Annotated in this window: 15 protein-coding genes; 1 reads left to right on the top strand and 14 read right to left on the bottom strand. The window is 44.9% G+C overall.

Annotated features, from left to right (window positions below):
* Positions 1-67 precede the first annotated feature (67 nt).
* The 11 genes from RUMAL_RS15190 to RUMAL_RS15145 form a co-directional block, all read right to left on the bottom strand.
* A complete protein-coding gene (locus RUMAL_RS15190; protein WP_013499569.1) occupies positions 68-820 on the bottom strand; it encodes an IspD/TarI family cytidylyltransferase in 753 nt (250 codons plus the stop codon).
* A gap of 16 nt (positions 821-836) precedes the next feature.
* Positions 837-2111: a CDP-glycerol--glycerophosphate glycerophosphotransferase gene (locus tag RUMAL_RS15185; RefSeq protein WP_013499568.1), complete on the bottom strand. Its 1275-nt coding sequence runs from the start codon at positions 2109-2111 to the stop codon at positions 837-839.
* A 25-nt stretch (positions 2112-2136) separates the two neighbouring features.
* Positions 2137-3570 (bottom strand): LicD family protein, encoded by a 1434-nt coding sequence (locus RUMAL_RS15180; RefSeq protein WP_013499567.1) that lies wholly within the window; start codon positions 3568-3570, stop codon positions 2137-2139.
* A gap of 346 nt (positions 3571-3916) precedes the next feature.
* Positions 3917-4096, bottom strand: coding sequence for a PspC domain-containing protein (locus RUMAL_RS15175; RefSeq protein ID WP_013499566.1), 180 nt, complete (start codon positions 4094-4096; stop codon positions 3917-3919).
* Positions 4097-4166: 70 nt separating this feature from the next.
* Positions 4167-4451 carry a PspC domain-containing protein gene (locus RUMAL_RS21435; RefSeq protein WP_013499565.1) on the bottom strand — a complete coding sequence of 95 codons (285 nt, stop codon included), beginning with the start codon at positions 4449-4451 and terminating at the stop codon, positions 4167-4169.
* A 73-nt stretch (positions 4452-4524) separates the two neighbouring features.
* On the bottom strand, positions 4525-4695 hold the full coding sequence (locus RUMAL_RS21900; RefSeq protein WP_013499564.1) for a hypothetical protein: 171 nt from the start codon (positions 4693-4695) through the stop codon (positions 4525-4527).
* A 48-nt stretch (positions 4696-4743) separates the two neighbouring features.
* Positions 4744-5712, bottom strand: a complete 969-nt coding sequence (locus RUMAL_RS15165) for an alpha/beta fold hydrolase (RefSeq protein WP_013499563.1) — start codon at positions 5710-5712, stop codon at positions 4744-4746.
* A gap of 201 nt (positions 5713-5913) precedes the next feature.
* Positions 5914-6642, bottom strand: coding sequence for a CPBP family intramembrane glutamic endopeptidase (locus RUMAL_RS15160; RefSeq protein ID WP_013499562.1), 729 nt, complete (start codon positions 6640-6642; stop codon positions 5914-5916).
* 58 nt (positions 6643-6700) lie between these two features.
* Positions 6701-7480: a DUF4097 family beta strand repeat-containing protein gene (locus RUMAL_RS15155; RefSeq protein WP_013499561.1), complete on the bottom strand. Its 780-nt coding sequence runs from the start codon at positions 7478-7480 to the stop codon at positions 6701-6703.
* Between the two features lie 16 nt (positions 7481-7496).
* Positions 7497-8354, bottom strand: a complete 858-nt coding sequence (locus RUMAL_RS15150; protein WP_013499560.1) for a DUF1700 domain-containing protein — start codon at positions 8352-8354, stop codon at positions 7497-7499.
* Positions 8341-8673 (bottom strand): PadR family transcriptional regulator, encoded by a 333-nt coding sequence (locus RUMAL_RS15145; protein WP_013499559.1) that lies wholly within the window; start codon positions 8671-8673, stop codon positions 8341-8343. The genes RUMAL_RS15150 and RUMAL_RS15145 overlap by 14 nt, the downstream gene beginning before the upstream one ends.
* Positions 8674-9971: 1298 nt before the next feature.
* On the opposite strand from RUMAL_RS15145, the gene RUMAL_RS15140 reads away from it, so the two are divergent.
* Positions 9972-10430, top strand: a complete 459-nt coding sequence (locus tag RUMAL_RS15140; RefSeq protein WP_013499558.1) for a SpoVA/SpoVAEb family sporulation membrane protein — start codon at positions 9972-9974, stop codon at positions 10428-10430.
* A gap of 302 nt (positions 10431-10732) precedes the next feature.
* Here the strand turns inward: RUMAL_RS15140 and RUMAL_RS15135 are convergent, their stop codons facing one another.
* The 3 genes from RUMAL_RS15135 to typA are packed head-to-tail and all read right to left on the bottom strand — an operon-like array spanning position 10733 to position 13555.
* A complete protein-coding gene (locus RUMAL_RS15135; RefSeq protein WP_157865486.1) occupies positions 10733-11515 on the bottom strand; it encodes a phosphotransferase family protein in 783 nt (260 codons plus the stop codon).
* Between the two features lie 32 nt (positions 11516-11547).
* Complete coding sequence (locus RUMAL_RS21895) at positions 11548-11724, bottom strand: hypothetical protein (protein ID WP_154662720.1); 177 nt, start codon at positions 11722-11724, stop codon at positions 11548-11550.
* Between the two features lie 16 nt (positions 11725-11740).
* Positions 11741-13555 carry a translational GTPase TypA gene (gene typA / locus RUMAL_RS15130; RefSeq protein WP_013499556.1) on the bottom strand — a complete coding sequence of 605 codons (1815 nt, stop codon included), beginning with the start codon at positions 13553-13555 and terminating at the stop codon, positions 11741-11743.
* Position 13556: the final 1 nt, after the last annotated feature.

Below are 13556 nucleotides of genomic sequence, written 5' to 3'. Positions count from 1 at the left end.
CTTTGCATCAGAAATACCATGGCTTAAAACTTCTATATCAGCGCCGCCCTTACGGCGGGTGCGGTTATTATTTCTGCTTGAGGATATCGGGGGTGGAGCCTATACCGAAAGCCTGTTCGTTTTCGCGGTACTGGATAAGTGCGCGGTACATATAGACATCTTCGGGGGTGGTCACCTTGATATTTCCGCGGTTGCCCTCTACCATGTGGGCTTCCTTGCCGATGCTCTTTATGAGTGTGCAGGAGTCTACAAGATTATCATAGCGGTTCTCGGTAGCTCTTACCTTGTCGTGGTCGGCGATTATCTCACCGAGGTAGAAACTCTGGGGTGCCTGTGCTGCGTAGGTATCCTTACGGTAGGGTACAGTTTCAACTGTCTTGCCTGTGGTACTCATAAGGATAGTTTCATAACAAGGTGTGCAGGTGATAGCATTACCGTTCTGCTTAACGCCCTCGATATTGTTGCAGATAGTATCATAGCTTACCCATGGGCGAACACCGTCGTGTATGAGTACGATAGAATCATCGGGGTTCTCGCTCTGTGCCTTTTTCAGACCGTTGTAGATAGAATCCTGACCTGTTTCACCGCCCTCGACTATTCCGCAAACCTTGCTTATGGCGAACTTCTTCACCAGCTTGTTCATGTAGGGGATGTAGTCTTTCAGCATTACGATATATATTTTGTCGATATCATTGTGGTTCTCAAAGAGTTCCAGTGTGTGTACGATTATGGGCTTGCCGTTTATCTCAAGGAACTGCTTGGGTATGCCAGCGCCCATTCTTACGCCGCTTCCGCCTGCGAAAATTACTGCTATATTCATTATATTATTCCTCCCGTTACTTGCTTTCGGTCATATACTTTTTGAGAAGACCCACTACGCGCTCGGCTGCCTTGCCGTCTTCCTTGCTTCCTCTGTCGGCAAGGAACTGCTTAACGTCATCGGCATACTTCTTATCATCAAATGCCAGTATATTAGCTTCCATCTGCTGATTGTTCTCAGCGATGGGGAAAGGTGTGGAGTCAAGGGGATAGTAGAATCCTCTTTCCTTGTCGTAGGATCTCAGGTCGTTGGCATATATGAAGCCCGGTCTGCCTGTGAGAACGAAATCACATATCCAGCTGGAGTAATCGGTGATACCTATATCGCATACAGCCATAAGTTCCTGTATATCGGGGTAGAGGTTGCCCTGAAGGATATCGGGGTTGTTTCTTACTGCCTTGACATTTGCCAGCTTGTTAGCTACCTTGAAGTGATATCTGTTTACTATCTTCCACTTGCCGCCGAAGCGTTTTCTTGCGGCTTCGAGCACTCTGTTATAGTCGATATCGTAGCAATCAAGGTTTCTTGCATCACGGAAAGTAGGCGCGTAGAGGATAAGATTGCAGTCCTCATCTATATCGAAGAAATCGCATATCTTAGCCTTGATTGCTTTCTTTTCCTCATCGGTGCAGAAGAGTATATCATTTCTGGGATGACCGTATTCCAGTACCCTTACCCTTTTGCTTTTCCAGTAGGTAGTACGGTATACCATGGTTTCAAATGAAGAATTGGATATCATGAAATTGGTTATCCTGCCTGCTGTTTCGGCGCATTTTCTCCAGTGTTTATCGCTTACGGCATCGGGGTCTATCTTTTTAAGACCCATAGAACCGTGCCAGGTATTTATATATATCTGGTTGCCCTTTTTGGGAACATAGTTCCAGGGGAAGTTTACTGCGTTATCCACCCATACCCTTGCGGTAGCCATTTCATAGAAATGTTCAAGGGAGTTTCTTCTGACAACTCTTACCTCGGGCGGGAATGGGAGAGGGAATTCGTCCATTATCTTTTTGGTGGTGACGAACACGATATCGTATTTAAGACCCTGTCTGATTATCTCATCGCAGATATACTTGGGGTTGCACTCATATACATTATTATAATGCATGAACACTATCTTATTCTTTTCGACCTTATCCCTGGTGCTGTAAGATATATATTTCTTCATCAGATAGGATATCAGCAGGTCGGTCTTCTGTCTTGCGCGCATGAAAGTGAACTTGAAGAAAGATTTTTCAGCAGCGCGGCGCTGTATCTGACCCAGCTTGCCTTTTACTTTATACTCACTCATTTATATTTCCTCCGTTTGAACGGGTTCAATCCCCGTATTTTCCAAAATCAACACTGACCACGTCATGACCTGCCTTGCGCAGGCTGGCGGGTATAAGTTTCATATAATCACCGTAGGAGTAATCCAGATACCTGTCATAGTCTGAGGGTACGGGGTATTCGCGGTCTCCGAATCGGAGATATTTCGGTCTGCCCAGCCACTTTGCGGGGAATGCCCCGTGTCGAAGATGTTCGCCTGTACCGTCGTAAAGACTATGGGTGGGGAACTTATCAAAGAATGTGACTGTGCGCTCCTGTATTTTTTCAAGGGTACGTATATCGGTATGCCTGATGAAAAGGGTAGTCAGCCTGCACAGGAGTTTCATTTTACCGTAGAAGTGCATGGGTGTGCCCTCCCACTTATGGAATACCATTGACCTCACGAAAAGGGTGAGGAACACATGGAGCTTCTGCAGGGCTTTGATATCCGCTGTTTTATCATGCACGAATATATCTATGAATATACCTTGGTGCATATTGCCGAAACGGGACGAGAACCGTGTTTTGAACTCGGTGCCGTTAAGTCTTATCTTGGTGAATATGCTGTGGTATTCGCTGTCGGTATCGGCAGACTGGAAAAAGAACTCATCGCTGTTTATCTCGCTTTCAACCACCGAGATGAATCGTCTGTAGTCATCTCTCAGCATCATTACGTCCATATCGTCGTCCCATGGTATCATACCGCTGTGACGTACTGCCCCAAGCAGAGTACCGCCGCCCAGATAGTATTTTATACCATGCTTTCTGCATATCCTGTCGAACTCATTCAGGCACAGGAACAGTGTTTCGTGCAGCAGCGAGAGTTTTCCGCCGTAGGTATTATCAAAGCAGAACAGCTTATCCCCGTGTTTATGAGAGTATTCCAGCATGAACAGGCTGTCTTCGTATGAAAGCATATGTTCAAATCCGCCGGATATAAGGGACTTGGCTTTTATATTGCATCCGCCGAAGCCGCAGTAGTACACACCGTTTTTCAGACCCTTTCTTGAAGCCATGAACAGTGCGGCGGTGAAAACATCGTGTATAACTGACGAACTGTTCTCACGGGGAGTACGGCTGTGGATAAATCCTGCACCGAATATCCTGCCCGTATAGAGGACTGCGCATTTATCCCTGTATTTTTCGGCTTCTTCGGGGATATCCGTTATGAGGATATGGGGGAAAACGTCTTCATGTGGGATAGTGCCCTCACAAAAAGAAAAGCGACAGCACAGCACTTCTTCATTACCCGAAAGAGGGACATCAGTGCAGTACACGTCCTTTTTTTCAAATATATTTTCAAAGGTATGCTTTATCTGTTTATCTTCACAGAAAAGCATTATGCCGCGGCGTTTGAGTATATCAAAACGGATGCAGTCTGATTTTGTGCAGCGCAGCACCCAGTCTTCGGTATAATCATTAAGCACGTTTTCGGACAGCATAGCTGCACCTCCTGTATCTTGGCAGTATTGCCTATACATTATAGCACTATTCGTTATACTTGTAAAGCGTGAGATACAAAGTTTTAGCGATATAAACAACTATGGCTTTATAAAAATAACAAATTTATGCTGAATCCTCATTAGTGTAATGCTTTACATAATCTGATTATCCCGTTTACACACCAATTAATTTGGTGTAATATCAGAACTGGAAATACTCGGATGTTATATAGTCCTTTATAATGGTGTGTTAAATGGATAACCATGTTACATAATGAAAAAGGATAAAGAACCGTCGGGCGGAAAGCCTTTTGCGTTCTTTATCCTTTTTGTATCCTTTGATATATCAGCCCTCGGGTATTATAAGGGCTGCAACGATGTATGGGATAACTCCTATACCGCCCATGCAGGCGAGGATAACAGCTGCTATCCTGACGATATTTACATCTACATCGAAGTATGCTGCAATACCTGTGCATACACCTGCTATCATGGAGCCGTTCCTTATTCTGTAAAGTCTTTTCATGGTCATCCTCCTTACGGTGTTTTTGTGTTTAACGAAATTATACTATTTTTCTGAAGGTTTGTCAATACGCTCAGATAATATCTTTTCCGCTGTCGGTGGTATCGGTGTTACAGGTGTTATCGGGGGTGATGCTTGTGAAGGTCACCTCAGATGGCATATCCTGAGCGGTCGGAAGTTCGGGGAGAAAGAGTGCTGCCAGTATATATGCGATAATGGGAAGTCCGCCTATGCAGCAGCCTGTTACACATATTATCCTTATGAGGTTGGGGTCGATGTTGAGATATGCGCCGAGTCCTGAGCACACACCTGCTATCATGGAACCGTTTCTTACTCTGTAAAATTTCTTTTCGTTCATTTTGTATCCTCCTTATTATTTGTCTGTTTATATCTGAGCGGTCGATGTTATGAAACTAATATCTGTAAAATAATCATTTTCGGACATTGGGGGTGAGCCGCCACATACTGAAAGGCGGATCCATCAGTGAGGTACTGCTTTTGGGCTTGGCTGCCCTGAGGGCTAATGACCATATCAGCAGGACCGCTGCCAGTACCAGAAGTATCTGCAGAATGGTCTTTGCGTATTTTTTCAGTTTTTTCATTTGTCGTTCCTCTCGGTCGTGGGTGGACCCACGGTTTCATAGGGTGTATTATTTTTTCAGTTCGCTCAGGAAAGATCTTATCTCTTTGGCTATCTTTTCGGATTCGTAGTGGTGGACGTAGTGTCCGCAGTCGAGCTGTACCATTCTGCCGTGGGAAGAAGCATCTGTCATCTCGCGGTGAGAATCTACCCAGCGTTCGTTATCCCTGTTAGTGCCTGATATGAATTGCAGAGTGGGAGTCTTGGGCAGGGGCAGGCTTTTTATCTTTTCGCAGTTGGCTTTCTGGCTGTCAGCCTCTCTCAGGACGGTACTGTTGCCGTCGTTGGCGGAATATACGGCTATATACTGTTTCTTTTCCTCGGCGTTACGGCACTCGGGCAGATCCGATAAAGCAAGCATGGGTCTGTTGATGCCCGAAAGGGCTACGGTCTTGCCGAGCACCTTTTCAAAGGTTAGCATATTGTCGCTTTCAAGCTCCATAAGCACCGATGTGCTCATATCAAGTCCGATAATGGCTTCGACTTCATCGGGATACATCTGAGCCCAGTAGGTAGCTTCAAGACCCGAAAGGGAGTGGGGGCAAAGTACGTATGGGGCTTCTATGCCAGCCTTCTGCAGGGCTTCTCTGTCCTGACGGACAAGGGTATCTATATCTCTTTCGCCGTCTGTTTTATCGCTGAAGCCGTAGCCGAACTTTTCGAGGACTGCTATCTTACAGTCATCGCTGAGTTTTTCGTACAGGGGTCTGAAATCGTACATGGGTGAGGGTGTTCCCCAGCCTGACATGAGTACTATGGTGTGTTCGCCGCTGCCCTCGGTGTATATGCTCATATTTTTTCCGTCTACTTCCACCATATGACAGCGGTCATCCTTCAGCAGGTCTTTTTCGCCCTGCTGCATTATTTTATTGACCACGCCGCATATCACCAGAAGTGATATGAGGACTATGAATATCCACAGGATGATCCTGCCGATGATGCGCAGTATCCTGCCGGCTGCCTTTGCTGCTTTGCTCATGTTTGTTTTCTCCTTTATTATGCCTGCATTCTCTTTATTTATTGCAGGACGCTTTTATTTTTATTTACGGTCATCCCTTTATCACATCACCACAAAGTGCTATATACCAGGGAACGTCGTGTTTATGTTATCCTTTCCCCGCCTGCGGCGGGTAAAGGATAACTGCGGTTAATTTGGTGTATCAGCAGGATGCCTATATTTTTATTTGTACAATGCCCATACGGTTATCATGGCATCGTATACGCCGTGGCATATCATCAGTGACAGGAGTGTACAGCCCTTTATCTTATTTTTGTAGGTGCAGAATATGAAGCCTATCACTGCGGTGACGAAGATCTGTGCTATATTTCCTCTGAATACATGGAAAAGTCCGAAGAGGAGGGACGAACCTACGACGGCATATATCTCTTTGCCGAAAAGGCTTTTCAGTTTACTGTATATAAAGCCGCGGAAAACCAGTTCCTCTGCGGCGCCTACCGAAAGTATGCAGTAAGCGAATTCGTATACGAACTTCCATAATTCGTCATAGGACTTGCCGCTGTTTACGTACTCTCCGAAGCCTGCGAGAACAGGTATGCCTGTCAGCACAAGTGAGGTCGCAAGACCCAGTCCGATGCCGATAAGTATCTGTCTGATGATACCTTCCTTTTCAAATCCAAGGTCGGCAGGGCGCATTTTATCCTGACGGATAATTATTATCGGTATCACAGCGACAGCCCAGTAAAGGACGAACATCAGAGGGGCGCGAAGCGGGACGGGCATATTTGCTATTTTTGTGTTGAACATATACAGCATGAACACACCTACAATGCTGCCCATGGCGCCCATAGTAAGGCTTACGATGTCATTCTCACGCTGTTTTGCCAGACTTGCCGCGCTTGTTGTTCTGCCTTTTTTCCATACGCGCTCTTTTTTTATATCTTTGGTCATAAATTGTTCTCCGTGTATTTATGTTGATACGTTTTACTTTTATTCTGTGAGATATCTGTCAGTTATTGAAGGTGACTTTGACATCGCCTATACCTGTATCGGTTTTTATGGAGTATTTCTTATTGAATTCATCTTTATCGTTGGTGAGGTTTATATTGCAGTCGCCTACACCGCAGTCAACATTTATATCGCCGTTGACCTCACCGTTGAATGTGAAATCGCCTGTGCCGAGGTCTACCTTCAGACCGCCTGTTTTTGCGTTGGAGATATCCAGTTCGCCTGTGCCGATATCGGCATCAAGCAAGCCTTTGCATTCAATATCACTGATGTTCAGTTCACCTGTTCCCGTATCAAGGGAAGCGGTATCGCACTTTACTTCTGAAACGGTTATCTCGCCTGCGCCTGCATCCAGCTTAATATTATTGTACTCGGTATCGGGGAGGTAGAGGACTGCGTCTATGACGGCGCCCAGCTGCATGAAATCAAAGCTGATATAAAAATCACGTTCGAGTCCGACGCGGAGAATTCCGCCGCTTTCTTTGAGGACGTAGTCCTTGGGTACATTACCTTCAAGGTGTACCTTATCGTCATTGCTTCTGCGTATCTCCAGTTTGCCTGCGGAGGCTTTGATATCCACGGATCTTGTCTTGCCTAGGTCGATCTCCTCGGAAACGGATATGGTATTGACGTTGGTGTATTTTGATCTGTCAGATGTTTTATAGAACACTGCACCGCCGATCAGCATGACTGCACCGACGACTATCATTCCTAGGGAGAAAACGGGGAAACCTCTGCGGGTGGTGGTATATGTCTTTTCTTCAAGATCTATATTATTCATAATGTTGTCCTCCTTATCATCCGAATAACTTTCCGAAAAGGCGGCGTATGCCGTTTATGAAAGCGCCTGCCAGCTTTCTGATGCCTGTGAAGCCGGGTCTTGCCACAAGACCGAAGATGCCCATGGCGATAAGACCGCCGCCTATCATCATTATACCGATGGGCGGAGCTATGAAGAGATGGGCTATACCTGTTGCCAGAAGTGATACGCCGCCTGCGATAAGGGCTATGACTACGGAAAACAGTGCAGCCACCAGACCAATGAGTGCTCCGAACAAGCCTACCACCGGACCTATCCACAAGGGGAAGGTAAGTATTACGAGCAGTATCTTGGCGAAATTATTGTTGCGCTGTGTTTTCTGTTCTGATGTCATTTTGGAATCGTTGAAGCCTTTTTCAAAAGCGTTTTTAGCATCGTGGATAGCACTGCTGATCGCCTGATTTGCTTTTGTGGCTGCATCAAAGAATATACCGGAGGCTGCAGCAGAAGCGTACGGACCGTTATTTGCGGTGTTGGTATTTTCGGCACCTGTATAGCCGTAGCCGTAATTGTAATTGCCGGTATTGTTTTGGGTGGTATTCTCCTTGCCGACTTCTTCAAATGCAACATCCTGAACGTCTTCAAAGGGAGCTCTTTTTGCAGTGCCTACTTCAAAGGCGGCGTCACCGTCGGGGTGGATGCCGTTTTCAACAAGTATCTCCTTGGCAAGTGTTTCGGGGTCACCCAGAGTCTGAGCTGTCTGTTCGTCACTGCCGTAGCCTGCATCAAGGAAAATCTCCTCATAATAGCTGAGCGCATCCTCGATATCCTCGCGGGGCAGCCCGCCTTTTTCAAGGTTATATCTGAGGCTTGTAAGAAATTCAAGTCTGTTCATTGTCGTCCGCCCCCTTGTTCATCAATATACTGTCTACCTTCTCTTTATGTGCCTGCCATTCACGGCGGTATTCCTCCAGTGCCTCGTTCCCTTTCGGGGTGACTCTGTAATATCTTCGGTTCCTTCCCATGAACTCCTTATCGTATGTTTCCAGAAACTCATTTTTCTGGAGCCTTCGGAGTACGGGGTAGAGGGTCGATTCGGAGATATCAACGGCTTTTCTGAGAAACTGGGTTATCTCATATCCGTAGGTATCGTCGTTACGGACCACTGAAAGCACCATAGCATCAAGCAATCCTGCATTGACCGGAAATCCCATATTTCTGCTCCTTTCTTTAATTACTCTGTGCATAAGTCATTCTCCTTGCCCTAAGGCGTTTCTTTTGTTTTGTGTCATCTCGTCTCTTTTGCTCTGCAGTGCAGTATACTGTGTAATATATTTTCTCTCACAGTATTTTGAGTTGTGCAATATCTTTGCTCTGATGATATTATACGACGTATAATATCATTTGTCAATATAATATTGCAAGATTTAAAATGTTTTGTGTGATTGCACAACCGAAAAGACATTTTGTTGCACGAAGTAGGATATTTTGCACAACAAGGCAGTTCATTTAAGCGATAAACGGGTGACTTTGGTATTGTGTGCGCGGTGGCTTCTATTATATAGAGGGGGATATGATATGGTGAAGATACGGTCGGGAGGTGTCAATTAATGGAGCAGTGAAAATATGAAGTCCTGGTGCATTGGATGTAATTTCCCCGTCGAGCGGTTAATTAATCGGCGGAGAAAATTGTGAAGTGGTGTTCACAATTTGAATTGTAGATTGTGTCAATAGAATGGTTATCTGAACGAATGAATTAGCAATAATGCTTAAAAACTACTGGAAAAATCTTACAATAGGTAAAAATCCTTTAATAATTAGGAAGAAATCTGTATAAAATAAGGCTTGCGAGGTAATACTTTTGAAGAGGACTATACAATTTTTGTACACAAATTTCAGAGGTCGGAATGGGGCAAAAAGGGCATTTTGGGCGATTGTGCGAAATGCCATCGAAAACGTTTTCTGAACTATGGTTTAAGCAAAGAAGGATAAAAAGTAGTGGAAAAATATGGAAGAAGTTTATACTTCATTAATAAACGATAAAAAACAAGTACAAACAACCTCTGTTATGACATGAGAGGGTGATAAAACGTACATTTTTTGTATATAATTTTTGGAGCGAAGGTTTATGATGAGATTCGGAACGCAAATTTTCGGTAATGGTTTTCGTCGGGGGATGACTGAAAATTGCGGTGATGATAAGAGCGTGAGCTAAAAATGGTCGGCGGTCGATTGTTTAAACTATTTAACTCAAATTGTATAATACAACAATGGAAACGTTTTATTAATAGGTGAATTAGCAAGAATGCTTAAAATTTGGTGGAAATAATTCCCATATAGACAAAGATCATTAATAAATGGACAGAAAAATGTATAAATAAGAGCTGCTCGGTAACAATAAATAAAGCAGCTGTACATTGTTTGTTTATAATAGATATAGGGCGAATATTGCTGTGGATAAGGGCGGCATTTGTCCGAAAAATTTCGCTGCGGATCTGAAGGAGGTCATACCATGAGGGGCAATAACGGAAAAATTGCTATAACCAAGGCACAGTACAAGCAGATGTATACCGCCGCATCACGCGGCAGCAAGTGGTACAAAAACGTGCCGAAAGCCTTTGTTATAGGGGGACTGATATGCACTGCCGGTCAGGCGCTGGATTCAATGTACCGCGCTTTGGGACTGGATGAAAAGGCTGGTGCTTCGGCTGTATCCATTACCCTGATATTTATTTCAGCCCTGCTGACAGGTCTGGGGCTTTACGAAAAGATCGCCAAACACGCAGGTGCAGGTACCCTCGTGCCTATTACAGGCTTCGCTAACTCCGTATGTGCACCTGCTGTTGAGTTCCGCACAGAGGGCTTTATCACCGGTATCGGTGCGAAAATTTTTATCATAAGCGGACCTGTCATCCTTTACGGTACCCTGGCAAGTATAGCTTACGGCATCCTCTACTGCATATTCAAATGACAACACGCACAGGTGTGTAATGTGTGTAGGGGGATCCACCGATAAACAATATATACTTCTTTATAAACACCCTAAGACAGATACCTATATAGAAGTTTTGCCCCTGAGTGTTACAAAGCACTCAGGGGCATTGTGCATATTTATGTTGCTAAGCTAAATCAGAATTTATCACTATATTTCAATGACCGTGTTCCTCAAATTCTTTCCAAAGCAAGTCATAGATACTGTTAAGTCTGTCAATAATTTGTTCGTTTACCTCTATATACTTATCCGTAAACTGCATTCCGCGCTCGCCCATAAAATCAACACAGTACATAAGTGAATAAAACAAAAATGCTTTTTTTCTGAATACTGCTCAAATTCATTTCTTTCAGAATATATTTTACATAATCTGTATCATATCCCATGTTCAGGAGAGCAATGTTTGTTAGTGCAACATAAGTAAGCCTATCTCCGATGCCTATCCAATCTATATCAACTATCCCGGATATATGCCCGTCATGTATCAATAGATTTTTAGTGCTTACATCATCTAAATATGCTATTGGCTCTATTCTGTCAAAATACTTATCTAAAGCTATTGCTGATTTGCGAAGTCTATCTACTTTTTCAATATCAAAATATTCGTTTGCCGCAATACGCTCTTCAGCTCGGTCAAGCATATAATTAATTTCGGAGTGCCATGTCCATTCGGAAGGAATATCTTCTAATTCCAATGCTGCGACACGCTCCTGAATGCACACAATTTCACTTGCAATAGTCCTCTTATCCTCATCACTAAGAAGTGAATATACAAGTCCGATATCCTTTCCTTCAAAATATGTAAGGGTAATATATTCGGTATCTTCAAATACGCCTTTGGCAACGATTTTAGGGATAGGTATTTCTATAAATGCCAATTTCTCCAACCAATATACTGTATCATTGTAAGCGTTCTTTTCGGGACTGCACCGAATGACATACGTTGTATCAGTTAATTGAACAATAAAGACATAGTTGCCTTGTCCTACCGAACATCGTTCAATTGATTGTGGAATTTCAGAAAAACACTTTTTGCATAATTTGGATATAATGTTATCGTCCAATCTAAGCACCTGCCTATAAACTCCGATTTTTGTCAGTAACAATTGTAGCACATCATCTCTGTACTGTCAATAGAAACGCCATAGTACTTCTTTATGCGTACCGTTCTTACGCGCAGGGGTGTTTTTTCATCAGCAAAAAGCGGACAGCCCGAAAGCTGTCCGCCCATACCAATGATCTGTATTACAAACAATGCAGCATAAAACTTCAATAATGCCGGATCAGGCTTACATCTTAGCCCTGTCCTTAGCTCTCTGCTGATTGCTCAGTGTTCTCTTTCTGATACGTATGCTCTTGGGAGTAACTTCCAGCAGCTCGTCATCAGCCAGGAATTCCAGTGCATCCTCCAGGGACATATTTCTCGGAGGGATAAGACGCAGAGCATCGTCCGAACCGCTTGCACGGGTGTTGGTCAGATGCTTCTTCTTGCAGACATTTACTACCAGGTCATCAGACTTGGGTGATGCGCCTACTACCATGCCCTCGTATACCTGAGTACCTGCTGTTATGAACAGCTCGCCTCTCTCCTGTGCATTGTACAGACCGTAGGTAACAGCCTCGCCTGTCTCAAATGCAACCAGTGAACCCTGTGCTCTCTTGGGGATATCGCCCTTGTAAGGCTCGTAACCCTCAAATACCGAGCTCATAATGCCCTCGCCCTTTGTATCGGTCAGGAACTCGCTCTTGTAGCCGAAAAGTCCTCTTGCAGGGATAAGGAATTCAAGTCTCATTCTGCTGCCGATAGGATTCATAGCCTGAAGCTCGCCCTTACGGCTGCCCAGCTTCTCCATTACAGAACCAACGCAGTCCTCGGGAACGTCTATTACAACTCTCTCGATAGGTTCGTTCAGCTTGCCGTCTATCTCGCGGTACAGCACACGGGGTGTGGATACGCCCAGCTCGTAGCCCTCTCTTCTCATATTCTCGATGAGTATGGAAAGATGCATCTCACCTCTGCCTGCAACACGATAGGTATCAGCATTATCAGTCTCGGATACTCTCAGGGATACGTCCTTCAGCAGTTCCTTGAAAAGTCTGTCTCTGATGTGACGGGTAGTAACGAACTTGCCCTCTCTGCCTGCAAAAGGCGAGTTGTTTACCGAGAATGTCATCTCGACAGTAGGCTCGCTTATCTTTACGAAAGGCAGAGGCTCGAACTTGCCGGCTTCACAGATAGTATCACCGATAGTGATGTTCTCGATACCGCTTATACATACGATATCACCTGCTTTAGCCTCGTTGCAGGGAACTCTGTTCAGACCCTCTATCTGATACATGGTAACTATCTTGCCGCGGTATTCCTGCTTGGTGTTGTGGAAATCACCGATGCTTACGTCCTGATTTACCTTCATCACACCGCGCTCTATACGTCCGATAGCTATACGTCCGACGTACTCATTATAGTCGATAGCGGATACCAGATACTGCATACCGCCCTCTTCTTCGACCTCGGGAGCAGGTACATAGTTGAGTATCATGTCAAACAGAGGTATCATATCCGTACCGCCGTCCATGGTAAGCGAAGCAGTACCGTCTCTGCCTGAGCAGAACAGTACAGGGCTGTCCAGCTGCTCATCGGTAGCGTCAAGGTCGAGAAGAAGTTCGAGAACTTCCTCGACTACCTCTTTAAGACGCGCATCGGGACGGTCTATCTTGTTAACAACTATTATTATCTTATGACCCAGCTCCAGAGCCTTCTGCAAAACGAAACGGGTCTGGGGCATAGGACCTTCAGCAGCATCTACCAGCAGCAGAACGCCGTTTACCATCTTCAGTACACGCTCGACCTCACCGCCGAAGTCAGCATGGCCGGGGGTGTCGATGACGTTTATCTTAACGTCCTTGTACTTGATAGATGTATTTTTCGCAAGTATGGTGATACCTCTCTCACGCTCGATATCGTTGGAGTCCATGACTCTCTCCTCAACAGCCTGATTCTCTCTGAAGGTACCGCTCTGCTTGAGCATCTGGTCTACCAGAGTGGTCTTGCCGTGGTCAACGTGGGCGATTATCGCCACATTACGCAGATCTTCTCTTACCATT

The organism is Ruminococcus albus 7 = DSM 20455 (assembly GCF_000179635.2).
In the GTDB taxonomy this organism is placed as follows: domain Bacteria; phylum Bacillota; class Clostridia; order Oscillospirales; family Ruminococcaceae; genus Hominimerdicola; species Hominimerdicola alba.
This window is presented reverse-complemented; position numbering and strand designations above follow the sequence as displayed.

Excerpts from the sequence above, each read along its gene's own strand:
- RUMAL_RS15190 (WP_013499569.1), bottom strand. The coding sequence starts at position 820 with ATGAATATAGCAGTAATTTTCGCAGGCGGAAGCGGCGTAAGAATGGGC.
- RUMAL_RS15185 (WP_013499568.1), bottom strand. The coding sequence starts at position 2,111 with ATGAGTGAGTATAAAGTAAAAGGCAAGCTGGGTCAGATACAGCGCCGC.
- RUMAL_RS15180 (WP_013499567.1), bottom strand. The coding sequence starts at position 3,570 with ATGCTGTCCGAAAACGTGCTTAATGATTATACCGAAGACTGGGTGCTG.
- RUMAL_RS15175 (WP_013499566.1), bottom strand. The coding sequence starts at position 4,096 with ATGAAAAGACTTTACAGAATAAGGAACGGCTCCATGATAGCAGGTGTA.
- RUMAL_RS21435 (WP_013499565.1), bottom strand. The coding sequence starts at position 4,451 with ATGAACGAAAAGAAATTTTACAGAGTAAGAAACGGTTCCATGATAGCA.
- RUMAL_RS21900 (WP_013499564.1), bottom strand. The coding sequence starts at position 4,695 with ATGAAAAAACTGAAAAAATACGCAAAGACCATTCTGCAGATACTTCTG.
- RUMAL_RS15165 (WP_013499563.1), bottom strand. The coding sequence starts at position 5,712 with ATGAGCAAAGCAGCAAAGGCAGCCGGCAGGATACTGCGCATCATCGGC.
- RUMAL_RS15160 (WP_013499562.1), bottom strand. The coding sequence starts at position 6,642 with ATGACCAAAGATATAAAAAAAGAGCGCGTATGGAAAAAAGGCAGAACA.
- RUMAL_RS15155 (WP_013499561.1), bottom strand. The coding sequence starts at position 7,480 with ATGAATAATATAGATCTTGAAGAAAAGACATATACCACCACCCGCAGA.
- RUMAL_RS15150 (WP_013499560.1), bottom strand. The coding sequence starts at position 8,354 with ATGAACAGACTTGAATTTCTTACAAGCCTCAGATATAACCTTGAAAAA.
- RUMAL_RS15145 (WP_013499559.1), bottom strand. The coding sequence starts at position 8,673 with ATGGGATTTCCGGTCAATGCAGGATTGCTTGATGCTATGGTGCTTTCA.
- RUMAL_RS15140 (WP_013499558.1), top strand. The coding sequence starts at position 9,972 with ATGAGGGGCAATAACGGAAAAATTGCTATAACCAAGGCACAGTACAAG.
- typA (WP_013499556.1), bottom strand. The coding sequence starts at position 13,555 with ATGGTAAGAGAAGATCTGCGTAATGTGGCGATAATCGCCCACGTTGAC.